This is a genomic window from Streptomyces violascens, assembly GCF_014649955.1.
Taxonomy (GTDB): domain Bacteria; phylum Actinomycetota; class Actinomycetes; order Streptomycetales; family Streptomycetaceae; genus Streptomyces; species Streptomyces violascens.
The window spans coordinates 23,517-46,149 of the sequence record NZ_BMUA01000039.1; the positions used below are offsets into that span (position 1 = coordinate 23,517).

Sequence of the window (22,633 nt, forward strand, 5' to 3'; positions counted from 1 at the left end):
CCCTCCGCCCGTGCGGCGGGGTGGGGAAGCGTTTTTCGTGCGGGCTCAGGCGGAGGGGCCCTCGTCTCCCGCGAACAGGCTGATGACCCCGGCGGGGGCGCCGGCGCCGAAGACGAAGTCGATGGTGTCGTGGGCGGCGGCGGCCGCCTTCCGGCTCCGGGGGAACATGTGGCTCTCGTAGTCGGCGAGGGCCCGCTCGATGTCGTCGGGGTGGGCCGCGATCGCCGTACCGAGTTCGGCCCCGTCGAGCATCGCGAGATTGGCTCCGTCGCCTCCGGGGACGGTCGCGTGTGCCGCGTCGCCGAGGAGCGTGACGCCGGGGACCCGGTCCCAGCGGTGGTCGTCCGGCAGCTCGTAGATGCTGCGCAGGACGGGTGCGGACTCGCCGTCGGTGATCAGGGCCAGCAGTTCCGGTGCCCAGCCGTCGAACTCGGCCGCCACCCGTGCCCTCGCCGTCGGGGCGTCGGTGAAGTCGATCGCGTCGAACCACTCCACCGGGCGGTGCAGCACGACGTAGGTGTGGACGACGGCACCGGCCTCGCGGTGGGCGAGGAATCCCTTGCCCGGGACCAGCGCGTACAGGGCGCCGTTCCCGACGAGGCCGGCCACGCGCGGGTGGGCCGTGTCGACGTCGTGGAGGTAGGTGTCGACGTAGCTCATGCCCGAGTACACCGGCCGCTCGTCCGACAGGAGCGGCCGGACCTTGGACCAGACCCCGTCGGCGCCCACGAGGACGTCGGACACGGCCGACGAGCCGTCCGCGAACGACACCCGGTGCCGCCCGCCTCCGACGGGGGCTGCCGAGACGAGCTTCTTGCCCCAGCGCACCGTGCCGGGCGGCAGTGCTTCGAGCAGGATCCGGCGGATGTCGCCGCGCAGTGTTTCGGGCCGGGAGCCGTCGTCCGGCCGGTCGACGACCACGCGCCCCTGTTCGTCGACGACGCGCCGTGCCCCGCCGCCCCGGTGGATGACCGAGCGGTACTCCTCGGTGAGCCCGGCCATCTCCAGGGCGAGCCGGCCGTCCTCCTCGTGGAGGTCGAGCTGCCCTCCCTGGGTGCGGACGCCCGCGGACTCCTCCGCCTCGTAGACGGTGGCGGGGATGTCGTGGAGGTGCAGGATCCGGGCGAGCGTGAGCCCGCCGAGACCGGCGCCGATGATCGAGACCGAGGTCGTCATGGTGATTCCTGTCGAGTCGGTTCACCTTCTCCGAGCAACGAACATTGTTCTATCGACGATCATTGTTCGTCAATGGGTAGAGTGGCGTCGTGGCAGGACGACGAGCAGCGCGTGACGCAATCTCCCGGGACCAGTGGGCGGCGCTGATCTCGGCCAAGGACGCCGCCCCGGAACCCGGCGCGCGCCGGGCATCCGGCCGGGAGAAGGCCCCCATCACGGTGGAGCGCATCATCGACGCCGCGCTCCAGGCCGTCGAGGCGGGCGGCTTCGAGGACCTGACGATGCGCACGGTCGCGACGAGCCTCGGGACCGGCCCCGCGTCGCTGTACGCGCACGTGCGCAACCGGGCCGAGCTCGGCGACCTGCTCATCGGCAGGCTGTGCTCCCAGGTCGCTCTCCCCGAGCCGGACCCCGCACGCTGGCGGGACCAGTTCATGGACGTGTGCGCCCAGCTGCGCGATCAGTTCCTGCGCTACCCCGGCATCGCGCAGGCCGCCCTCGCCGTGGTGCCCGCCGATCTGGCCACCCTGAGGGTCGGCGAGGGGATGCTCGCGATCCTGCTCGCCAGTGGCGCGCCCGCCCGGCAGGCGGCCTGGACCAGCGACGCGGCGTTCCTCTACACCACGGGCTACTGCCTGGAGGCATCCGCGGCCCGGCGGCAGAGCGAGGACGCCGACGGCCGGGCGATCGACCCCGCCGAGATCGAGGAGCGGCTCCGGATGCTCCCGCCCGAGCAGTTCCCCCATACCGTCGCCCACGCGAGGGAGCTCACCGCGGGCACGGGACACGACCGGTTCACGTTCACCCTCACCTTGCTGCTGGACGGGCTGGTCCCGCCGCCACGGGCGTGAACAGCGAGGACGCCGGTGCAGCGGCTGACGCCGAGCTGCGCCGCGGGCTGAGGCGGAGCCCCGGAGAAACCCGCTACCCCGCCTCCTCCAGCCGGCGCCGATGCCCCGGCGCCTCCGCCGCCACCGAAAGGCCCAGCAGCAGAGCCGCCCCCGCAAGCACCGCCGAGACCGGCGCCCGGCCCGCCCAGGGGACCAGCCCCGCGATCAGCAGTGCCGCCGCCAGGCGGAGGAGTACCACCGGATCACGTACGCCCGTGAAAGCCGCCCGTACCGCCGCCGTGGACAGCAGGAACAGGGCCACCCCGCCCAGGATGCACAGGGCGAGCGCGGTGGTCAGGCGGCTGGCCGAGCCGACGACCGCCGTGCCCACCGCACCCCCCGCCACCGCGAGCCCGAGCTGCACCGGCAGGTGGCCCAGAACGTAGATGTGCAACAGGCGCGGATTGCCCGCGAGTTCGGCGTGCGCGCCCGGCCGGGTCCCGCTCGCGCTGAAGTAGGACCACCACAGGCAGGCGCACAGCGCGAACGCGGCCGCTCCCGTCACCATCGCCGAGCCCGCCGTCCGCGCCTGGATCAGCCCGTTGGTGAAGCCGAGGACCGACTCGCCGAGCACGATGATCGTGAAGAGACCGAAGCGTTCCCGCAGATGCTCGGTGTGGTGCGGGGCTCGCGCGATCCGGCGGCCCGAGAGCAGCGGAATCGCCAGGTCGACCGCCATCCCGCCGGCCCAGATCCCGTACCGCGCCGCCCCCGCCGGCGCGAGCAGCGCCCCGCCCGCCCAGAACAGCGCCGAGAACGCCGACCCGGTCATGAAGGAACGCAGCAGCGGAACGAGCCGCCGGTCCCGCCGGGCCTCAAGGGCGTACAGCGCCGCCACACCGAGCCGTGCGCCGAGGTACGACAGCGCGAAGCCGGTGTCCGCGCTGTCGGAGGTGCCCACGCTGCCCACGAACACCGCGAGCCCGCACACCGCCACGAGCCCGGCCATGGTGAGCAGCCGGTGCGAAGTGACGTCCCGGTCCGCCCGGTTGGCCCGTACCGCGTACAGCACCCACGTCCACCACAGCGGTACGAACAGGGCGGCGGCCGCCGCGACCGAGCCGAGTGTCGGCTCGGAGCTGATGCGGCGGGTGATCTGGCCGACGGCCGCGACGAACACGAGGTCGCAGAACAGCTCGAACCAGGTGGCCCGCCGCTCGGCCTCGGCCGGCTCGGACACCTCCGGCCGGTCCCTCTCGGGTATCGGTACGGAATCGGACGGCGAAGTACGTGAGCCCTCATGCATGGTCAACAGTGTTGCCACTGTTGGCCGTTGACGCCCCCCATATGCGCCTTCGGCGGGCTCGGGCTACACCTGCCGCTCGTCCTTCGCCGGCGGCTGGACCGGGAAGCTGCCCGTGTTCGTCGGCGCGTGTTCGGGGAGCCAGAGCACCGCGATCGCCCCGCCCGTGCCCGGCGCGTGCGGCGCGCCCTCGGGGGCGACGTTGCGGAAGGTGAGCCGGGCGCCGAGCACCTTGGCCTGGCCCGCGGCGATCGTCAGGCCGAGCCCGTGCCCGTTGCCCGCCCGGTCGCTCGACCCCGTACGGAACCGGCTCGGCCCCTCGCGGAGCAGCGCCTCGGGGAAACCGGACCCGTGGTCGCGGACCCGTACGACCCGGCCCTCGACGGTGACCTCCACCGGCCCCTCGCCGTGCTTGGCGGCGTTGCCGAGCAGGTTGCCCAGGATGCGTTCCAGACGGCGCGGGTCGGTGGAGACCCACGACTCGTGGACGACGCGCACCTTCACCTCGGGGTCGAACACCGCGACCCGCCGGCTCACGAACTCGCCGAGCGCGATGTCCTGCAGCTCGGCCCGCTCGGAGGCGCTGTCGAGCCGGGCCACCTCCAGGACGTCCTCGACCAGCGTGCGCATGGCCTGCGCCCGGTTGCGCACGAGCTCGGTGGGTCGGCCGGGCGGCAGGAGCTCGGCGGCGGTGAGCAGCCCGGTGACCGGGGTGCGCAGCTCGTGCGCGATGTCCGCGGTGACCCGGCGCTCGGCCTCGATGCGCTCCTGGAGCGCATCGGTGAGCGCGTCCACGGCGCGGGCGAGCTCGTCGGTCTCGTCGCGTACGACACCGCCGATGGCGTCCCGTACCCGTACCTCCGTGTTGCCCTCGGCGACCTTGCCCGCCGCGTCGGCCGCCTTGCGGAGCCTGCGCGAGATCTGGCCGCCGATGAGGATGCCGAGCGCGCAGCCGCCGAAGACGACCGCGACCGAGCCGATGACCAGGGCGCGGTCGAGGTCGGCCATCACGTTGGAGCTGCGGTCGGTGAAGGTGGAGTGCAGCGAGAGCACGTCGCCGTTGCCGACGGGCACGGCGGCCCAGATGTCCGGCGGGCCGCTGCCGCGCTCCTGCACCGAGGACACCTTGCGGCCCTGCAGGGCCTTGGACTTCAGCGCGGGCGGCAGCGCGGGATCGTTCAGCTTGGTGCCGAAGCGGACCCGCTTGTTGCTGGTCTCGTAGTAGTTCTGCGCGAAGTTGAGCCGCTCCATCTGTACTTCGCGGGCGTTGTCGAGCATGGAGACGCGAGCCGCGTTGTGCACGACGAGGCTCAGCGCCATCACGGTGAGCGCGCCGACCGCGGTGATGGCGATACTGATCTTCCAGCGGACACCGGTCCGCAGGGCGGGGCGCCTCACGTGCCCATCACGCCTTCAACTTGTAGCCGAAGCCACGGACGGTCTCGATCCGGTCCTGCCCGATCTTGGTGCGAAGCCGCTGGACGTGGACGTCCACGACCCGGGTGTCGCCGCCCCAGCCGTAGTCCCAGACCCGCTCCAGGAGCTTGTCGCGGGACAGTACGGTGCCGGGCGCCGAGGAGAATTCGAGCAGCAGCCGCATCTCGGTCGGGGTCAGCGCGACGGTCTCGCCGCCCTTGCGGACCTCCATGCCCTCGGTGTCGATCTCGATGTCGCCGAAGGCGAGCACCCCGCGCTCGGGCGCCTCCTCGGGAATCTCGGAGGTGGCGCCGGGCCCGCCCGCGTGCCCGAAGCGGCGCAGCACCGCGCGGATCCGGGCGACCAGGACGGCGCCGTCGAAGGGCTTGGTGACGTAGTCGTCCGCGCCGGCCTCAAGGCCGAGGACGACGTCGATGGAGTCGGCGCGCGCGGACAGCATGATGACCGGCACGGTCGACTCGTCGCGGATCCGGCGGCACAGGCTGACGCCGTCGAGGCCTGGCAGCATCACGTCGAGCAGGGCGATGTCCGGCCGGTCGGCGCGGAACGCCTCCAGGCCGGAGAGCCCGTCGGGCATGGCGGTCACGGTGAAGCCGTCCCGCTCCAGGGCGAGCTGGGTGGCTTCACGGATGACGTCGTCGTCCTCGACGAACAGAACATGGGTTTCGGCCATCGCGCTGCTCTCTCAGTTCTCCGGCGGTCTCTTCCGTCGCCCGGCCGTCGTGCTGGGGCCGGGTGCAGTACCAGTCTGCGGCATGCCCGCGCCGCCGCTTGCCGACCCGGGCGGGCGGGTCAGGGGGTGGCGGGCACGGGGGCGGCGGACTCGTTGCCGGCGACCGCCCTGCTGTAGTCGTTCTCCACCTGGTCCTGCTGGGCGAACCTACCGCTCGCACCGCCCGACCAGCGGTAGGTCGTGACGACCTCGCTGGACGCGAACGCCGGCTTGTCGCCGGCCGCGTACATCTGCCGCGTCACCACCAGGTCGCCCCGGTCGATCTCGGCGTACACGGGCGTCTCCTCGGCGGTGAAGACGTTGTCGTACGAGCTGCCCGAGGCGCGGTACACATACGCGCCGAGGCCGACGGCGTCCGCGCAGTTCATGACGTTCACAATGACATCCTGGCCGGTCGTGCCGGTCAGGTGGCCGTAGGTCACGTCGATCGGGTACTCGTCCTTGGTGCAGGGCTTGAGCTGGGCCTTGACCCGGGGGCTGACCTTCGGGTCGGCCTTGAGCAGCTTGACCGGGTCGACCTTCGTGAACGGCGCCGGGCTGGTCGCGCTCGGCGACGGCGTGGCGGCGACCTTGTCGGACTTCGGGGCCACGCCCTCGTCCCGGGTCCCGGTGCCGCCGGTGGAGCAGCCGGCCATGAGCAGCCCGAGGGCGGAGAGCCCGGCCAGTGCCGTGGTCCCCGCCGTCAAAGCGCCCCCGCTGTGCCTGCTCAGGCCGCGCACCGCTCCCGCCCCTTTACGTCGCCCGTGTAACCGCGCTCCAGCGCACGGAAGTCCAGCTCGCGGCTCTCCAGCTCCTGGCGGAGCCGGGCCAGCGCCCGGTGCAGCGTGCTCTTGACCGTGCCGGCCGACATGCCGAGGGCCGCGGCCGTCTCCTCGGTGCTCATCTGCTCCCAGTGTCGCAGCACGACGACGCTGCGCTGCTTGGGGGCCAGGACCTTCAGGACGTCCATGAGGAGGGCGCGGTCGGCGCGCTGCTCGGAGCCGTCCTCGACGCGGGCGTCGGGCAGCTGCTCGGTGGGCACCTCTTCGAGCTTGCGGGCCCGCCACCACTCGGTCCGGGTGTTGATCATGACCCGGCGGAGGTACGCGTCGGCGAGCGTCTTGTCGGCGATGCCGTCCCAGCGGCCGTAGGTGCGGGCCAGCGCGGTCTGCAGCAGGTCCTGCGCGTCCACGGGGTCCGGGACGAGCCGTCGGGCACTCCGAAGAAGCGCGTCCTGCCGGGTGCGTACGTACTCCTCGAACTCAAGCACCTCGCCCTGCGCCATACCCAACCGCCTCCGTCGTCCCCGTGAGCTGGTCCCGCTCGTCCTGCTGGTCGCTTACCGGAATGAACCTACGGAGGACTTGTCACGGGGCTGTGCGGAGCAGCCGTCGGCAGACGCACGGAGAGCCATCGGTTGTGTAACAGCCGAGGTTTACCGCCGTTTTCCAGGGGTAACGCCGCTGTTTCGGGCGTTCCGGACACAGTCGGGCAGGACGGTGCCGGCCGGTCGAGTCAGGACTGGGGGAGCCGGTAGCAGCCGTTTTCGAGCGGCTCCACGAGACCGTCCGCGACCAGCCCGTCGAGCGCCCGCGCCCGCTGCACCGGCTCGTGCCACACCGAGTCGAGCGCCGACTGCGGTACGGAGCCGGTGGCCTCGCGCAGTACGGCGAGGAGCCGGCCGCGTACCTGACGGTCGGTGCCCGCATAGGTCTGGCCGCGCCGGGCGGGGCCCTCGTGCGCGGGCTTTCCGGCAAGGCGCCAGGCGCACTGCGCGGCGATCGGGCAGCGCACGCAGGTCTCGTTCTTCGCCGTGCAGACCAGCGCGCCGAGCTCCATGGAGGCGGCCGCCCATTCGGCGGCGGTGGCCTCGTCCTCGGGCAGCAGTGCGCGGGCCAGGCGCCGCTCGGCCGCGGTGGTCGCGGTCGGCGGGTACTGGACCCCCGTGACGGCGCGGGCGAACACCCGGCGCACATTGGTGTCCAGGACCGCGTGCCGCTGCCCGTACGCGAACGAGGCGACGGCGGCCGCCGTGTACTCGCCGATGCCGGGCAGCGAGAGCAGCTGCCCGTGATCCGCCGGTACGTCGCCGCCGTGCCGTTCCGTTATGGCGAGGGCCGCGCCGTGCAGCCGCAGCGCCCGGCGCGGATAGCCGAGGCGGCCCCACGCGCGGACCGCCTCGCCGGGCGCCTCGGCGGCCAGGTCGGCCGGGCGCGGCCAGCGCGCCAGCCACTGCTCGTACACCGGGAGCACCCGGCTGACGGGGGTCTGCTGGAGCATGAACTCGCTGACCATCACGCCCCAGGCGCCCGCCTCGGGGCGTCGCCAGGGCAGGTCGCGGGCGTGCTCGCCGAACCATCCGATGACGGATTCGTGCAGGACGGCGGGCTCGGTCGTCGGGTTCGTCGCGTTCTTCTCGGTCATGGGCACGTTCGGCATCGTCGGCAGAATGTTCATCGCAGAGCCGATCCTGGCATGTCCGGCCCCCGAGGTGGGCGCGCAAAGGCGCTCAGCGGCGCGCGTGCTGCCGTGCGTGGAGGCGTGCGCCGGGTCCGGCGAACCAGGCGACCGCCGAGATGTCGCTGGTACGCATCGACTCGGCCAGCGACCGCACCGGCCGGGTGGCCGCCTTGACGACGAGCAGCGCGACCAGCGTGCCGAGCACCAGGCCGACCGCCACGTCGTGCGGATAGTGCACCCCGACGAAGACCCGCGAGAAGGCCATCGCGAGCGCCATCGGCACGGTGAGCAGCCAGATCCGGGACCAAGCGAGGGCCAGCGCGACGGCGGCGGCGCCCGCGATGGTGGCGTGGTTGGACGGGAACGACCAGTCGCCGCCCGCGGGGCAGGCGATCAGCGAGGTCGCCGCGCCCGCCACCGCCCGGCAGGGCCGTTCCTCGTCGACCAGCGACTTGATCACCTCGCTGCACACATAGGCGACCGCCGTCGCGACGGGCGCGAGCAGGGCGAGGGCGAACGACGTCGTGTCGCGGCGGCGGGCCCGCCACCAGGCGCAGACGAACAGCACGCCGAACAGGAGCAGGCCGAGCTCCGTCCAGACCTCGACGAAGCTCTGCACCCAGGACGGCATGTCGTGGGCGAAGTCGGTGATGTTGCGGTAGAGCTCACTATCCATGGTGACGGACAGTATGAATCATGAATGGGGGGCGACCACGAGCCGACCGCAAGGCGACGCGCGCGCTGCGGACCGATCGCTTCCGGAATGATGATCTGGAAAACTTGGCCGGAGTAGCGGCGGGTGGGGCGGGAGTTGCCCCCGATCTCTCGTAAGGTTCAGTGCGTGGGATCTCTGCGCAATCCGGTCGGGCCGCTTCCCTCCTCCATCTACTGGCGACGGAGGGCAGTTGCGCTGTCCTTGCTCGCGCTGCTCGCGCTCCTCCTCCTATGGGTCGTCACGTCCGGTGGCGGCAAGGGGAACAAGAGCGGCAGCGGCAACAGGGGCCCGAACCCTACGCAGTCGATCACCCCGGGCCCTTCGGGCTCCGGCCCCGCGATCAGCACGGCACCGGGCGGCCGCGACGAGTCGAGTGGCTCGGGCGGTTCGGGCGGCTCCTCCGCATCCGGCGGCTCGGGCGGTTCGGGAGGGCCCAACTCCGGCTCCGGCGGCACGAGTACGGGCTCGGGCGGCGCGGGCGGCTCCAACTCCGGTTCTGGTCGCGGGAGTTCTGGCGGCAGTGGTGACACGGGTACCCGCGTCCCGGCCGACTCCGCCCTGCCGACCTGTGCGCCGGGCTCGCTGACCCTGACCCTGCGCAGCACGAAGACGACGTTCGCGCCGGGGGAGAAGCCGCGCCTCGAAGTCGTCGTCAAGAACAACTCGGCCTCCACGTGCAAGGCGGACCTGGGGCCGAAGGGGGCGGTGGTGACGGTGACGTCCACCGGGAACGACCGGGTGTGGTCCACGGAGGACTGCCCGGCGGGTGACGGGGACGTCTTCTTCCAGGTGCCGGGGAGCTCGGCGATCACCCACACCGTGGAGTGGAACCGGACGCAGTCCGCGCCGGGGTGTGTGACGCCGGGGGCGGGGGTGGTGGCCCCGGGCACGTACCTGGTGGAGGCCCACTTCCCGGGCCTCCCGGTGGCCAGAGCCTCCTTCGCCCTGGCCCAGGACTGACCCCGAGGCTCTGCCCCAGACCCGTCGAATTCCCCCGCCCCGCCCCTTCCCGAAACCCGCCGGGGGTGGGGGGCGAGTGCGCCTGCGGGCCGCGGGCGGCTGGTCGCGCAGTTCCCCGCGCCCCTGATCGGGGCTGCTCCTGACAGGGGCGCATCCGGCAGGGGCTGACGGCCGGTGCCGGCATCTTCGGCCCGTCATGAGGTCCCCCTGGCCCTTGAGGCGCGAACGGGGGTCCGGGGGCGGAGCCCCCCGGGAGGGGTGCAGGGGGCGAAGTCCCCGCAGGGGGTCTGGGGGCGCGGCCCCCGGGAGCCGAACCATCCAACCCCGAGGGCGGGCGGGTGGGGAAACGCCCTCCCGACCCCACCTACACGTACCGCTCCAGAATCGAAGACTCCGCCAACCGCGACAGCCCCTCGCGCACGCTCCGCGCCCGCGCCTCCCCGACCCCGTCGACCGTCTGGAGGTCGTCCACCGAGGCGGCGAGCAGTTTCTGCAGGCCCCCGAAGTGCTCCACCAGGCGCTCGATGATCGCGCCCGGCAGGCGCGGCACCTTCGCGAGGAGGCGGTACCCCCGCGGGGACACCGCCGAGTCCAGCGTCTCGGGGGAGCCGCTGTAGCCCAACGCCCTTGCCACTATGGGCAGTTCGAGCAGCTCCGCATGCGTGAGGTCGTTGAGCTCGCGCAGGGCCTCGTCGACCGTGCGGGAGCGCTTGGCGGTGGGCTCGGGCACGTAGTCCCGTACGACCAGCTCCCGCTCCGGCTCGACGCCCGCGATCAGCTCGTCCAGCTGCAGGGACAGCAGGCGGCCGTCCGTGCCCAGCTCCACCACGTACTCGGCGATTTCCGTCGCGATGCGGCGCACCATCTCCAGACGCTGGGCCACCGCCGTCACGTCCCGGACCGTCACCAGGTCCTCGATCTCCAGGGCGGAGAGGGTGCCGGCCACCTCGTCCAGGCGGAGCTTGTACCGCTCAAGCGTCGCCAGCGCCTGGTTGGCGCGGGACAGGATCGCCGCCGACTCCTCCAGGACCCGCCGCTCCCCGTTCACGTACAGCGCGATCAGGCGCATGGACTGCGAGACCGAGACGACCGGGAAGTTGCACTGCTTCGAGACGCGGTCCGCCGTGCGGTGGCGGGTGCCGGTCTCCTCGGTGGGGATGTCCGCGTCCGGCACCAGCTGCACGCCGGCCCGGTGGATCTTGGTGATGTCCTTGTCGAGGACCAGCGCGCCGTCGAGCTTGCACAGCTCGCGCAGCCGCGTCGCGGCGAACTCGACGTCCAGGACGAAGCCGCCCGTGCACATCGAGTCGACGGTCTTGTCGAGGCCGAGCACGATCAGACCGCCCGTGTTGCCGCGCAGGATGCGCTCCAGGCCGTCGCGGAGCGCGGTGCCGGGCGCGACGGCGCTCAGCGCGGCGCGCATCAGCGCTTCGTTACCGGAGCCTGTGCCGGACTTTCCGGGTGCTGATGCCCGGTCGTTGGCTGCCACTGCACTCCTCCGGTGTTGCTCATACGGCGCGTACTGCTCGCGTGGTGCTTGCGTACTGCTCGTACGGACGGGCGAGACCAGGGCAAAGTCTACCGGCGCCGCTACTCCTCCCGTGGGGCCTGTGCACGACGCCCCCGTGGCAGCACCCGGAGCGCGTCACCCATGTCGGCGACTTCCGTGACCTTCATACCGGCCGGGACCCTGCCCGGGTCGGTCGGCACCAGCGCGTGGGTGAAGCCCAGGCGGTGGGCCTCGGCCAGTCTGCGCTGCACGCCCGTGACCCGTCTGACCTCGCCCGCCAGGCCCACCTCGCCGATCGCGACCAGGTTCTTGGGCAACGGGGTGTCGCTGGCCGCCGAGGCGAGAGCCAGCGCGATCGCGAGGTCGGCCGCGGGCTCGGAGAGCTTCACGCCGCCCACCGTCGCGCTGTAGATGTCGCGCTTGCCGAGCGCGGTGATCCGGCCCCGCTGTTCGAGCACCGCGAGCATCATCGAGACGCGCGAGGTCTCCAGGCCCGAAGTGGTGCGGCGCGGGGAGGGGATCTGCGAGTCGACGGTGAGCGCCTGGACCTCGGCGACCAGGGGACGGCGGCCCTCCAGGGTGACCGTGAGGCACGTGCCGGGCACCGCCACGTCGCGCCGGGTCAGGAACAGGCCGCTGGGGTCGGCGAGCCCGGTGATGCCCTCGTCGTGCAGCTCGAAGCAGCCGACCTCGTCCGTCGCCCCGTACCGGTTCTTGACGCCCCGGACGAGCCTGAGGCGCGCGTGCCGGTCGCCCTCGAAGGAGAGCACCACGTCGACCAGGTGCTCCAGGAGGCGGGGGCCCGCGATCGCGCCGTCCTTGGTGACGTGACCGACCAGGAGCGTGGACATGCCGCGCTCCTTGGAGGCGCGGATCAGCGCGCCCGCGACCTCGCGGACCTGGGCCATGCCCCCGGGAGCGCCGTCGATCTCGGGCGAGGCGACGGTCTGGACGGAGTCGAGGACGAGCAGGGACGGCTTCACCGCGTCGAGGTGGCCGAGGACGGCGGACAGGTCCGTCTCGGCGGCCAGGTAGAGGTGGTCGTTGAGCGCCTTGATGCGGTCGGCCCGCAGCCTCACCTGGCTCGCCGACTCCTCGCCCGTGATGTACAGCGTGCGGTGGTCGTCACTGGCCGCCTTGGCCGCCACGTCCAGGAGCAGCGTGGACTTGCCGACGCCGGGCTCCCCGGCGAGCAGCACCACCGCGCCCGGCACGAGGCCGCCGCCGAGCACCCGGTCGAGCTCGTCGACGCCGGTCGTGCGGGCCGTCGCCTGGCGGCCGTCCACCTGGCCGATGGGCAGCGCGGCCGTGGAGACCCGGCCCGCCGCCGTGGTGCGCACCGCGGGGGCGCCGTACTCCTCGACCGTCCCCCAGGCCTGGCACTCGGGGCAACGGCCGAGCCACTTGGCGGTCGTCCAGCCGCATTCGGTGCAGCGGTAGGACGGCCGGTCCTTCGCGGATTTCGTACGGGCAGCCATGGCGTCACCGTATAGGGGGCCACTGACAATCCCGTACGGGCCGGGAAAGCGGGCCCTCACCGGCCGGGAGGCGGGCCCCGACCGGATGGGCAAGCGGCACCTGGGCACGAGGCCGGTTTTCCGCGCCCCGCCGTTCGGGTGGATGCGGCCGGGCGCGCGTCGCCCCGACTGGTTGCGTCCGGTTGAACAGTGCGTAGCGGATCTGCCATGGAATGCCATGGAACTCCCGATTCCTGTCCCCTTTTGAGGGATACGTTCACCCGTAAGGATTAAATGTGCTCAACCGGTACGAAGAAGCCTTGATGCTCCGCCTACGGTCGCTCGCGTGACGAGCAGCAGACCGGATCAACCAGCGCACAACACCGGCGCACACCGGGCGCAGAGCCGTGCGCCCCGTACGTTGGCCCAGCGCCCGCCCGCGCGTTACGAGGCCTACCTGGACGGCCTGTTCACGTATTGCCTGTCCGTCCTGTGCGACCACGACGAGGCGACCGCCGCCCTCGGCGACATACTCGCCGTCTCCGAGCGCCAGTACGCGCGCTGCCCCTCGGCCGAGGCCGAACGCAAGGCCTGGCTGTACGCACTCGCCCGCTGGGCCTGTCTGCGCAAGCTGGCCGAGCGCAAGAGGAACCGGCAGGGCGCCCACACCGGACGTACCGCCGACGAGGCCCCCGCGATCGAGGTCTGCGAGGAGGAGCAGGAGCGGCGCCGCCGCGAACTGGCTCTGCTCGCCTGGCCCGAGGCCGCCGGCACCACCCCCGAGCAGCGCGAGGCCCTCGAACTCGCGGTCCGCCACCAGCTCGGCGCCCGCGAGGTCGCCTCGGTGCTCGGCATGAACTACCCGGCCGCCCGCGAACTGCTCGCCGCGGGCGCCTGCGAGGTCGAGCGGACCCGCGCCGCACTCGCCGTCGTCGAGATGGGCGGCTGCCCCACCGTCGCCCGGCTCACCGGCGACCACCAGGTGCTGCTCTCCGCGGCCCTGCGCCGCGAGCTGGTCCGGCACGTCGACGACTGCCCCCGCTGCCGCCGCGCCGCCGAGCGCGCGGGCGCGTCCGGGCCCTGGCCCGGGGTGACCGTCACCCCGGCCGCGCTGCCGCTGGCCGAGGCGCCGCGGGCCGCGGCCCAGGCCGCGATGCTGCACGTGCCGCGCTCGCGCGGCGGGGCCCCGCGCTTCGACCGCGCCGGGTTCCCCATGGACCCCAAGGACCGGGCCGCCCGGCGCGACCGGCTGCGGGCCAGAGCCCTGACCACCACCGTCGTCGCCACCGTCGTCGCTGCTCCCGTCTTCGCGCTCTGGGCCGCCTACCGCGGCGCCCCCGCGACCGGCGAGCCCGACGGCGGCGCCAAGGTCACCGCCAGCGAGGCCGACAGTCCCGGCGGTCTGAACGGGCATCCGTACGACCGCTACGAGAACGCGGGCAACGCGCGCAGCGAGCCCGACACCCGTTTCACCGCGGGCAGCCGCGCCCCCGACGTGTCCGTCGAGGTCATCAGCCCCACGACCGCCCCGGCCGGCCCCGCCCGGCTCGGCGTCACGGCGAGCTCGGCCGGCGACACCACCGTGCTCACGCTCACCTCGACCGGCGGCGCGCCCGTCGACTGGTCGCTGCGTACCCACGCCCGCTGGCTCACCTTCAGCCAGAGCGCGGGCAGGCTCGCGCCGGGGCAGAGCGTCACCGTGTACATCCGGGTCGACCACGCCCAGGAGCCGCACCACGCCTGGTCGGTACGGGTCGATGTGGCGCCCTCGGGCGCGGCGGTACGCATCGCGGGCGACGGCACGCCCATCGCGACGCCGTCCTCGCCCGACCCCGGCCGCCCGGGCCACCCCGGCCCGGGCGGATCCAGCACACCCGCCCCGACCCCGCCCACACAGAGCCCGAGCAGCCCGACACCCACGCCGACCCCGACGCCACCGAGCCAGAGCCCCACCCCGACGGCGACGCCCACACCCACGGGGACCCCGCCGTCACCGACCACGAGCGGCTAGCAACTGCCGTACGGGATGAGGGAGTTACCGCTTCGGGTCGGCCGGGTGCGGGGCGACCAGGGGGAGCTGCGAGGCGAGCCGCGCCTCGCACTGCTCGACGAGGACGTCGTACGCCTCCTTGCCCATCAGCTCGGTCAGCTCCGGCTTGTACGTCACGTACACCGGCTCGCCCGCGCCGTGCGCCGAGGTCGCCGAGGTGCACCACCAGTGCAGGTCGTGGCCGCCGGGACCCCAGCCGCGGCGGTCGTACTCGCCGATCGAGATCTGCAGCACCTTGGTGTCGTCGGGCCGCTCGATCCAGTCGTACGTCCGGCGCACCGGCAGCTGCCAGCAGACGTCCGGCTTGGTCTCGAGCGGCTCCTTGCCCTCCTTGAGGGCAAGGATGTGCAGCGAGCAGCCGGCGCCGCCCGCGAAGCCCGGCCGGTTCTGGAAGATGCACGAGCCGTTCCAGCGGCGGGTCTGGCGGTCGCCGTCCTCGTCGGTCTGGATCCAGCCCGACTCGGTGCCGACGTCGTGGAACTGCCACAGCTCCGGAGTGAGCCGCGCCACGTGCCCGGCCACCCGCTTCTCGTCGTCCTTGTCGGAGAAGTGGGCGCCGAGCGTGCAGCAGCCGTCGTCGGCCCGGCCCGCCTCGATGCCCTGGCAGCCGCTGCCGAAGATGCAGGTCCACCGCGAGGTGAGCCAGGTCAGGTCGCAGCGGAAGACCTGCTCGTCGTCGGCGGGGTCGGGGAACTCGACCCAGGCGCGCGGGAAGTCGATCCCCTGCTCGTCCTGAGCCTTGTTCGCGGGGTTCTTCGGGGCCTTGGCTTTGCCCGGCTTCGCCTTTTTCGTCTTTGGCACACCTCAAGCGTATGTCCGAGGGCATGTCCGGACGCGCAGTAGCGTTCAGTCCATGAGACTCGGAGTCCTCGATGTGGGGTCGAACACGGTTCATCTGCTGGTGGTGGACGCGCACGCCGGTGCCGCGCCGCTGCCCGCGCACTCGCACAAGGCCGAACTGCGGCTCGCCGAACTCCTCGACGAGGGCGGTGCGATCGGACCGGAAGGCATCGACCGCCTGATCGCCACGATCAGTGGCGCGCTGCTCTCGGCCGAGGACAAGGGCGTCCAGGAACTGCTCCCCTTCGCGACCTCCGCCGTGCGCGAGGCCAGCAACGTCGACGAGGTGATCGCCCGGGTCCGCGCCGAGACCGGGGTCGACCTGGTGGTGCTCTCCGGCGAGGAGGAGGCCCGCCTCACCTTTCTCGCGGCGCGCCGCTGGTACGGCTGGTCGGCCGGAAAGCTGCTGCTCCTCGACATCGGCGGGGGCTCCCTGGAAGTCGCGTACGGGATCGACGAGGAGCCGGACGCGGCGGTCTCGCTGCCGCTGGGGGCCGGGCGGCTGACCGCGGGCTGGCTGCCGGGCGACCCGCCGGACGCGGCCGACGTACGGGCGCTCCGCCGTCATGTGCGGGCCCAAATCGCGGGCACGGTGGGGGAGTTCACCCGCTCGGGGCGCCCCGAGCGGGTGGTCGCCACGTCGAAGACGTTCAAGCAGCTTGCGCGGATCGCGGGGGCCGCACGGTCGAGCGAGGGAGCCTACGTCCAGCGCACTCTGAGTCGTAAATCACTGGAGGAGTGGGTGCCCAAGCTCGCCGCCATGACGACCGAGCAGCGCACCACGCTGCCCGGCGTCTCGGAGGGCCGGGCGCCGCAGCTGCTCGCGGGGGCGCTCGTCGCCGAGGGCGCGATGGACCTGTTCGCGGTCGATGAGCTGGAGGTCTGTCCCTGGGCACTGCGCGAGGGCGTGATCCTGCGCCACCTCGACCACCTGCCGGTGCGCTGACGGGGCGACGAGGTGGTGCGGGCGCGGGGGAGGGCCGGACACGGAGTTACCGGCGAGTGTGATGTTCGTCGGGCTCGCCGGACCGCCTCCCCCGTCGGCGATGGCGGCCCGTACCCTGTCTCCGTGGCAGAACCAGTGGTGCGCATCCCGGATGCGAAGGTCGCCCTGTCCACGGCCTCGGTCTATCCGGAGTCGACGGCGACGGCCTTCGAGATCGCCGCGCGCCTGGGCTACGACGGCGTCGAGGTCATGGTCTGGACCGACCCCGTGAGCCAGGACATCGAAGCCCTGCGGCGGCTCTCCGACTACCATCAGGTGCCGATCCTGGCCGTCCACGCGCCATGTCTCCTGATCACGCAGCGGGTCTGGTCGACCGATCCCTGGGTGAAGCTGCAGCGGGCGCGGGCGGCGGCGGAGAAGCTCGGCGCGTCGGCGGTGGTGGTCCATCCGCCGTTCCGCTGGCAGCGCCAGTACTCCCGCGACTTCGTGAACGGCATCTGGCGGATGGCCGACGAGACCGACGTCAGATTCGCCGTAGAGAACATGTACCCGTGGCGCTACCGGGACCGCGAGATGCTGGCGTACGCGCCCGACTGGGACGTGACGAAGGACGACTACCGGCACTTCACCGTCGACCTCTCCCACGCCGCGACCTCCCGTACGGACGCGATGGCCATGGTCGACCGGATGGGCGACCGGCTCGCCCACGTCCATCTCGCGGACGGGCGCGGCTCGGCGAAGGACGAGCACCTCGTGCCCGGGCGCGGCACCCAGCCCTGCGCGGAACTCCTGGAGCGCCTGGCCCTGACCGGCTTCGACGGGCACGTCGTCATCGAGGTGAACACCCGCCGGGCGATGTCGGCCGCCGAGCGCGAGGCCGACCTCGCGGAGGCCCTCGCCTTCACCCGGCTGCACCTGGCGTCCGCGCCGGCCCGCCGCGCATGACGGAGCCCGGGGGCGGTACGGGGCCGGCCACCCCGCGCCGCCGCGGCCGGCCGCCGCGGGCCGCCGCCGAAGCGGGCCCGGGCGCCCGCGAACGCATCCTGGCCGCCGCGCGTACGGAATTCTCCGACCGGGGTTACGAGAAGACATCCATCCGGGGCATCGCCAGGGCGGCGGGGGTGGACGCGGCGCTGGTCCACCACTACTTCGGCACGAAGGACGAGGTGTTCGCGGCGGCCATCGAGGTCGACTTCGAACCGGCGCTGACCGTGGACGCGATCCTCGGCGACTCCCTCGACGGGGTGGGCGAACGCCTGGCCCGCCACTTCCTGGCCATCTGGGAGAACCCGGCGACCCGCACCCCCCTGATCGCCGTGCTCCGCTCGGCCCTCACGCACGACGCGGCGGCGAAGGTGCTGCGGGGCTTCGTCCTGCGCCGCCTGCTTGAGCGGGTGGCGGGGGAGCTCCGGGTCCCCGACCCCCGCCTGCGGGCGGAGCTGGCGGCGTCGCACATGATGGGCATCGTGATCATGCGATACGTGCTGGAGGTGGAGCCGCTGGCCTCGGCGCCGGCGGAGCGGATCGTGGGCCTGGTGGGGCCGACGCTGCAGCGGTACCTGACGGAGGGATAGGGGGAGGGGGCCTGCCCGGCGCTGGACAGGTTGAGCCCCAGGGGCGCCCTCTCGGCGGGGGTCACATGGCGAACCCCGGATCCCGCCATCCGGACACTCTGTCCAGATGGCGGAGCCACGGCGTAGGCTCACACGCAGGCACACCCACACCCAGGGCAGCCCCCGCACGACGCGCCGGGGGCCCCACCGAGGAGACGAGCGACGATGCCCGAGCTGAGGTCCCGCACAGTCACCCACGGCCGCAACATGGCGGGCGCCCGCGCCCTTATGCGGGCCTCCGGTGTAGCGAGCGAGGACATCGGCAAGCCGATCATCGCCGTGGCGAACAGCTTCACCGAGTTCGTCCCGGGCCACACCCACCTCGCCCCGGTGGGCCGGATCGTCAGCGAGGCGATCCTGGCGGCCGGCGCCGTCCCCCGCGAGTTCAACACCATCGCCGTGGACGACGGCATCGCGATGGGCCACGGCGGCATGCTCTACAGCCTCCCCTCCCGCGACCTCATCGCGGACAGCGTGGAGTACATGGTGGAAGCGCACTGCGCCGACGCCCTGATCTGCATCTCCAACTGCGACAAGATCACCCCCGGCATGCTGATGGCGGCGCTCCGCCTCAACATCCCCACCGTCTTCGTCTCCGGCGGCCCGATGGAGTCCGGCAGGGCGACCCTGGTGGACGGCACGGTCCGCACGCTCGACCTGGTCGACGCGATCTCGGACGCCGTGAACGACAAGATCTCCGACGAGGACATCCTCCGCATCGAGGAGAACGCCTGTCCCACCTGCGGCTCCTGCTCCGGCATGTTCACGGCCAACTCGATGAACTGCCTGACCGAGGCCATCGGTCTGAGCCTGCCCGGCAACGGCTCGGTCCTGGCGACCCACACCGCCCGCCGCGCCCTGTACGAGAACGCGGCCCGCACGGTCGTGGAGATCACCAAGCGGCACTACCAGGACGACGACCACTCCGTCCTGCCCCGCTCCATCGCGACCCGCGCCGCGTTCGAGAACGCGATGGCGCTCGACATCGCCATGGGCGGCTCCACCAACACGATCCTGCACCTGCTCGCCGCCGCCCAGGAGGCCGAGCTGGACTACGGCCTCAGCGACATGGACGCCATCAGCCGCCGCGTCCCGTGTCTGGCCAAGGTCGCCCCGAACGTCGCCAAGAACCGTACGTACTACATGGAGGACGTGCACCGCGCCGGCGGCATCCCCGCGATCCTCGGCGAGCTGTACCGCGCGGGCCTGCTCAACGAGGACGTGCACACCGTCCACTCCCGCTCCATCAAGGAGTGGCTGGACGCCTGGGACGTGCGCGGCGGCTCCCCGTCCGAAGAAGCGGTCGAGCTGTGGCACGCGGCCCCCGGCTGCGTCCGCTCGGCGACCGCCTTCTCGCAGTCCGAGCGCTGGGACACCCTGGACACCGACGCCGCCGAGGGCTGCATCCGGGACGCGGCGCACGCGTACAGCAAGGACGGCGGCCTCGCGGTCCTGCACGGCAACCTCGCCGAGGACGGCTGCGTCGTGAAGACGGCCGGCGTCGACGAGTCGATCTGGACCTTCGAGGGCCCGGCCGTCGTCTGCGAGTCGCAGGACGAGGCCGTCGACAAGATCCTCCGCAAGGAGATCACCCACGGCGACGTGGTCGTGATCCGTTACGAGGGCCCCAAGGGCGGCCCCGGCATGCAGGAGATGCTGTACCCGACGTCGTTCCTCAAGGGCCGCGGCCTCGGCAAGACCTGCGCGCTGATCACCGACGGCCGCTTCTCCGGCGGCACCTCGGGCCTCTCCATCGGCCACGCCTCGCCCGAGGCGGCGTCCGGCGGCACGATCGCGCTGGTCGAGGACGGCGACCGCATCCGGATCGACATCCCCAACCGTTCGATCGAACTCCTCGTCCCCGAGGCCGAGTTGGCGACCCGCCGCGAGGCGCTGGGCGGGGTGTACGCCCCGAAGAACCGCGAGCGCAAGGTCTCGGCCGCGCTGCGCGCCTACGCGGCGATGGCGACCAGCGCCGACCGGGGCGCGGTCCGCGACGTGACGAAGCTGGGCTGACGCCGCATCAGGTGATGCGCGGGGCCGGGCTGACGCCGCAACAGGCGGTGGGCCCGGCAGGTCACCAGCTGCCGACATCCCCCGGATCGACCCCGAACACCGACCCGTCGGGGGAGGCGGCATACACCCGCCCCCCGACGGCGAGCGGCGCCGGGAGGGCGGGCGTGAAGGTGTAACGCCCGTTGTTCATACGGGGGCTGGTCTGCCCGGCGAGTACGCCCTTGGCCGCGCCGAAGGCGAGCAGTCGACCGTCCGCGCCGGTCAGATACACCTGGCCGCCCGAGGCGACGGGCCGCGAGGCGCGGGCCACCCCCGTGTCGAGCCGCCACTTCTCGGCGCCCCGTACGGAGTCGACCGCGACCAGCGCCCCGCCCGCCCCGAACAGGTAGACCGTGTCCCCGTCGACCCCGGCCTGCGCCTGGTCGAGCGGTGCGGTGAGCGCGATGCGGCGGACGGCGTGGGTGGCGGTGTCGAGACGTACGACCGCCGAGGTGAACCCGGCGGCGTCCGTGGCCAGCAGGAACACGGCCTTGCCGTCGGCCGCGACGGGCCTCAGCCGGCCGTCGGCCCGAGCCTGCCAGCGTACGGATCCGGTGGCGGGATCGACGGCGGCGACGGAGGTCGAGCGCCCGTCGGCGGAGGGCGTGACGACGAAGGCCGCCCCTTTGCCGTCGACCGTCACAGCCCACTGGGACCGAGGCCCGCCCAGCGCTGCCTTCCGCCAACTCTCCTTCCCCGTGGTGGAGTCGAGGGCCGTGACGTGCCCGTCCGTCGTGGGGAGCAGCACGGTGGGGCCCGCGGGGTGCACCCCGGAGTACGCCGATACGTCGGCGGACCACACCGGCTTCCCGTTCCCGGCGTCGTACGCCCGCAAGGTTCCGCCCCCGGGGGCCCGCACCAGCACCCTCCCGTCGGCCACGACGGGAGCGAGGTCGTCGGAGAGCGGCTGCCCACCGCCCCCCGCCACCGACCAGAGGACCTTCCCGCTGAGGGCGTCGAGCCGGGCGACGGCGACCCCGGGTGCGGCGCAGTACAGGGCGCCGCCGGCCGCGTCCGCCGAGCAGAAGGCCGTGCGGTTCCCGTCCCCCTTGGCCGCCAACTGCACGTTCCAGGGCCGGAATCGCGCAGGCGCGCGCTGCTCGGGAGCGGCGACGGTCCCGGTGCCGTCGGGCAGCGCCTGGACGGCGGCCACGCCCCCGCCGACGACCCCGATGAGCGCGAGCGCGGCGACGATCCAGCGGGCACGCCGGGGTGAGGGGGAACCGTCAGCAGTCTCGACCTGGACCGGGTTACGAAACAGCTGAGTGGGAATCTGGGCCTCGGACCCGTACGCGGCGGACCGCAGCGCGGACATCAGCTCGTCCGGGGTGGGCCGGTCGCCCGGGTCCTTGGCGAGGCAGAGCCGCAGCACAGGCACGAGGTCCTCGGGCACCCCGCCCAAGTCGGGCTCGTTGTGGACGACTTGGTAGGCGACGACGTACGGAGAATCGGAGTCGAAGGGCCCGCTTCCGGTGGCGGCGTGCACGAGCACGGCCCCCATGGCGAACACGTCCGCGGCGGGCCCGACCTCGCGGGGCCGCTGGAACTGCTCGGGCGCCATGAAGGGCGGCGTGCCGATGAGCTTGCCGGTCTCGGTCCGCAGATCGCTGTCGTACGGACGCGAGATCCCGAAGTCGATGACCTTGGGCCCGTCGGCGGCGAGCAGCACGTTGCTCGGCTTGAGGTCGCGGTGCACGACCCCGGCCCGGTGGATGTCGCGCAGGGCCTCGGCGAGCCCGGCCCCGAGGCGGCGCACCTCGGCGGCGGCCAGCGGCCCGCTGTCCTTGACGCGTTCGGCGAGCGTGGGCCCGGGGATGTGGACGGTGGCCATCCAGGGCCGGTCGGCATCGGGATCGGCGTCGACGACGGAGGCGGTGAAGGCCCCGCTGACCCGCCGGGCCGCCGACACCTCCTGCCGGAAGCGGGCCCGGAACTCCGGATCGGCGGCGTGCTGGGCGTGCACGACCTTGACGGCGAGCCGCATGCCGGAGGGGGAGGTGGCCAGGTGCACCACACCCATCCCGCCGGAGCCGAGCACTGATTCGAGCCGGTACGCCCCGACGGATTCCGGATCCGCGGCGCCCTCCGCCCCGAAGCCGACACTGCGCGGCGACGCCATGGTGCACCCCCGGTGTCCGTTGTACGCACGCGTCCGACGGAGCCTAGTCGATGGGGCGTACGGGCCCGATGGGGCTTGCTAGCCTGCGTGTTGCACGCAGAGTGAAACCAATGGGGGAGCTTCACATGGCATCAGAATCAGCCGAGTCGACGTCGTCCCAGTCGGCCTCGGGGACCCAGCGCTATCCGGTGGCCCCCGGCTGCGAACTGAACGTCCGCAGCGGCCCGGGCACGGGCTACTCGATCGTCGACGTCCTGCCCCAGGGCGCCACGGTCCCGGTGAACTGCCAGACCCCGGGCACGCGGGTGTCGGGCCCGTACGGCACCTCGAACATCTGGGACAACATCGGCAACGGCCGGTTCGTCGCGGACGCGTACGTGAAGACGGGGAGCGACGGATACGTGGCGCCGCGCTGCGGCTGACGGGGTACGGGTCCGCCCCTGGGATAAT

General features: G+C 72.8%; 20 protein-coding genes. 8 read left to right on the forward strand and 12 right to left on the reverse strand.

Going from position 1 to position 22,633, the window contains the following annotated elements:
- Nucleotides 1–45 precede the first annotated feature (45 nt).
- Nucleotides 46–1,176 (reverse strand): FAD-dependent oxidoreductase, encoded by a 1,131-nt coding sequence (locus IE206_RS38505; RefSeq protein ID WP_189970772.1) that lies wholly within the window; start codon nt 1,174–1,176, stop codon nt 46–48.
- A gap of 89 nt (nt 1,177–1,265) precedes the next feature.
- Here IE206_RS38505 and IE206_RS38510 point away from each other — a divergent pair, with 89 nt between their 5' ends.
- Nucleotides 1,266–2,027, forward strand: a complete 762-nt coding sequence (locus IE206_RS38510) for a TetR/AcrR family transcriptional regulator (RefSeq protein ID WP_189970775.1) — start codon at nt 1,266–1,268, stop codon at nt 2,025–2,027.
- A gap of 73 nt (nt 2,028–2,100) precedes the next feature.
- Here the strand turns inward: IE206_RS38510 and IE206_RS38515 are convergent, their stop codons facing one another.
- The 7 genes from IE206_RS38515 to IE206_RS38545 all read right to left on the reverse strand — a co-directional run bounded on the left by IE206_RS38515 (nt 2,101) and on the right by IE206_RS38545 (nt 8,594).
- A complete protein-coding gene (locus IE206_RS38515) occupies nt 2,101–3,246 on the reverse strand; it encodes a low temperature requirement protein A (protein ID WP_189970777.1) in 1,146 nt (381 codons plus the stop codon).
- Nucleotides 3,247–3,375: 129 nt separating this feature from the next.
- Nucleotides 3,376–4,707, reverse strand: coding sequence for a two-component system sensor histidine kinase CseC (gene cseC, locus IE206_RS38520; protein WP_189970779.1), 1,332 nt, complete (start codon nt 4,705–4,707; stop codon nt 3,376–3,378).
- A gap of 7 nt (nt 4,708–4,714) precedes the next feature.
- Nucleotides 4,715–5,419: a two-component system response regulator CseB gene (cseB, locus tag IE206_RS38525; protein ID WP_189970781.1), complete on the reverse strand. Its 705-nt coding sequence runs from the start codon at nt 5,417–5,419 to the stop codon at nt 4,715–4,717.
- Between the two features lie 119 nt (nt 5,420–5,538).
- The gene (locus tag IE206_RS38530; RefSeq protein ID WP_226599015.1) at nt 5,539–6,198 is read right to left on the reverse strand and encodes a hypothetical protein; all 660 of its coding nucleotides are present in this window, start codon (nt 6,196–6,198) and stop codon (nt 5,539–5,541) included.
- Entirely contained in the window at nt 6,186–6,743 is a 558-nt protein-coding gene (locus tag IE206_RS38535; RefSeq protein ID WP_189970783.1) for a SigE family RNA polymerase sigma factor, read from the reverse strand. The genes IE206_RS38530 and IE206_RS38535 overlap by 13 nt, the downstream gene beginning before the upstream one ends.
- A 230-nt stretch (nt 6,744–6,973) precedes the next feature.
- Nucleotides 6,974–7,897, reverse strand: coding sequence for an HhH-GPD family protein (locus tag IE206_RS38540; protein WP_373301052.1), 924 nt, complete (start codon nt 7,895–7,897; stop codon nt 6,974–6,976).
- Between the two features lie 70 nt (nt 7,898–7,967).
- Nucleotides 7,968–8,594: a phosphatase PAP2 family protein gene (locus IE206_RS38545; protein WP_189970786.1), complete on the reverse strand. Its 627-nt coding sequence runs from the start codon at nt 8,592–8,594 to the stop codon at nt 7,968–7,970.
- Nucleotides 8,595–8,759: 165 nt separating this feature from the next.
- Between IE206_RS38545 and IE206_RS38550 the strand changes: the two genes are divergently transcribed.
- Entirely contained in the window at nt 8,760–9,593 is an 834-nt protein-coding gene (locus IE206_RS38550; RefSeq protein ID WP_189970788.1) for a hypothetical protein, read from the forward strand.
- 364 nt (nt 9,594–9,957) lie between these two features.
- Here IE206_RS38550 and disA read toward each other — a convergent pair whose 3' ends face one another.
- Nucleotides 9,958–11,082, reverse strand: coding sequence for a DNA integrity scanning diadenylate cyclase DisA (disA, locus tag IE206_RS38555; RefSeq protein ID WP_114041367.1), 1,125 nt, complete (start codon nt 11,080–11,082; stop codon nt 9,958–9,960).
- Nucleotides 11,083–11,183: 101 nt separating this feature from the next.
- On the reverse strand, nt 11,184–12,581 hold the full coding sequence (gene radA / locus IE206_RS38560; protein ID WP_189970790.1) for a DNA repair protein RadA: 1,398 nt from the start codon (nt 12,579–12,581) through the stop codon (nt 11,184–11,186).
- A gap of 325 nt (nt 12,582–12,906) precedes the next feature.
- Between radA and IE206_RS38565 the strand changes: the two genes are divergently transcribed.
- Nucleotides 12,907–14,571, forward strand: coding sequence for a BACON domain-containing protein (locus IE206_RS38565; protein WP_189970792.1), 1,665 nt, complete (start codon nt 12,907–12,909; stop codon nt 14,569–14,571).
- A gap of 24 nt (nt 14,572–14,595) precedes the next feature.
- On the opposite strand, the gene IE206_RS38570 is transcribed toward IE206_RS38565, so the two are convergent.
- Nucleotides 14,596–15,411 carry a DUF3109 family protein gene (locus IE206_RS38570; RefSeq protein WP_189970794.1) on the reverse strand — a complete coding sequence of 272 codons (816 nt, stop codon included), beginning with the start codon at nt 15,409–15,411 and terminating at the stop codon, nt 14,596–14,598.
- A gap of 52 nt (nt 15,412–15,463) precedes the next feature.
- On the opposite strand from IE206_RS38570, the gene IE206_RS38575 reads away from it, so the two are divergent.
- The 4 genes from IE206_RS38575 to ilvD all read left to right on the forward strand — a co-directional run bounded on the left by IE206_RS38575 (nt 15,464) and on the right by ilvD (nt 20,025).
- On the forward strand, nt 15,464–16,396 hold the full coding sequence (locus IE206_RS38575) for a Ppx/GppA family phosphatase (protein ID WP_189970796.1): 933 nt from the start codon (nt 15,464–15,466) through the stop codon (nt 16,394–16,396).
- A gap of 123 nt (nt 16,397–16,519) precedes the next feature.
- Nucleotides 16,520–17,341, forward strand: a complete 822-nt coding sequence (locus IE206_RS38580; RefSeq protein ID WP_078966775.1) for a sugar phosphate isomerase/epimerase family protein — start codon at nt 16,520–16,522, stop codon at nt 17,339–17,341.
- Nucleotides 17,338–17,970: a TetR/AcrR family transcriptional regulator gene (locus tag IE206_RS38585; RefSeq protein ID WP_189970798.1), complete on the forward strand. Its 633-nt coding sequence runs from the start codon at nt 17,338–17,340 to the stop codon at nt 17,968–17,970. Before IE206_RS38580 ends, IE206_RS38585 begins: the two co-directional genes overlap by 4 nt.
- Before the next feature lie 204 nt (nt 17,971–18,174).
- On the forward strand, nt 18,175–20,025 hold the full coding sequence (gene ilvD, locus IE206_RS38590; protein ID WP_189970800.1) for a dihydroxy-acid dehydratase: 1,851 nt from the start codon (nt 18,175–18,177) through the stop codon (nt 20,023–20,025).
- Nucleotides 20,026–20,086: 61 nt separating this feature from the next.
- Here the strand turns inward: ilvD and IE206_RS38595 are convergent, their stop codons facing one another.
- Nucleotides 20,087–22,183: a serine/threonine-protein kinase gene (locus IE206_RS38595; RefSeq protein WP_189970801.1), complete on the reverse strand. Its 2,097-nt coding sequence runs from the start codon at nt 22,181–22,183 to the stop codon at nt 20,087–20,089.
- 125 nt (nt 22,184–22,308) lie between these two features.
- Here IE206_RS38595 and IE206_RS38600 point away from each other — a divergent pair, with 125 nt between their 5' ends.
- Nucleotides 22,309–22,605 carry an SH3 domain-containing protein gene (locus tag IE206_RS38600; protein WP_226600087.1) on the forward strand — a complete coding sequence of 99 codons (297 nt, stop codon included), beginning with the start codon at nt 22,309–22,311 and terminating at the stop codon, nt 22,603–22,605.
- The last annotated feature ends 28 nt before the right edge of the window (nt 22,606–22,633 follow it).

Excerpts from the sequence above, each read along its gene's own strand:
- IE206_RS38505 (WP_189970772.1), bottom strand. The coding sequence starts at position 1,176 with ATGACGACCTCGGTCTCGATCATCGGCGCCGGTCTCGGCGGGCTCACG.
- IE206_RS38545 (WP_189970786.1), bottom strand. The coding sequence starts at position 8,594 with ATGGATAGTGAGCTCTACCGCAACATCACCGACTTCGCCCACGACATG.
- radA (WP_189970790.1), bottom strand. The coding sequence starts at position 12,581 with ATGGCTGCCCGTACGAAATCCGCGAAGGACCGGCCGTCCTACCGCTGC.
- IE206_RS38535 (WP_189970783.1), bottom strand. The coding sequence starts at position 6,743 with ATGGCGCAGGGCGAGGTGCTTGAGTTCGAGGAGTACGTACGCACCCGG.
- IE206_RS38600 (WP_226600087.1), top strand. The coding sequence starts at position 22,309 with ATGGCATCAGAATCAGCCGAGTCGACGTCGTCCCAGTCGGCCTCGGGG.
- ilvD (WP_189970800.1), top strand. The coding sequence starts at position 18,175 with ATGCCCGAGCTGAGGTCCCGCACAGTCACCCACGGCCGCAACATGGCG.
- IE206_RS38585 (WP_189970798.1), top strand. The coding sequence starts at position 17,338 with ATGACGGAGCCCGGGGGCGGTACGGGGCCGGCCACCCCGCGCCGCCGC.
- IE206_RS38575 (WP_189970796.1), top strand. The coding sequence starts at position 15,464 with ATGAGACTCGGAGTCCTCGATGTGGGGTCGAACACGGTTCATCTGCTG.
- IE206_RS38540 (WP_373301052.1), bottom strand. The coding sequence starts at position 7,897 with ATGCCGAACGTGCCCATGACCGAGAAGAACGCGACGAACCCGACGACC.
- IE206_RS38595 (WP_189970801.1), bottom strand. The coding sequence starts at position 22,183 with ATGGCGTCGCCGCGCAGTGTCGGCTTCGGGGCGGAGGGCGCCGCGGAT.
- cseB (WP_189970781.1), bottom strand. The coding sequence starts at position 5,419 with ATGGCCGAAACCCATGTTCTGTTCGTCGAGGACGACGACGTCATCCGT.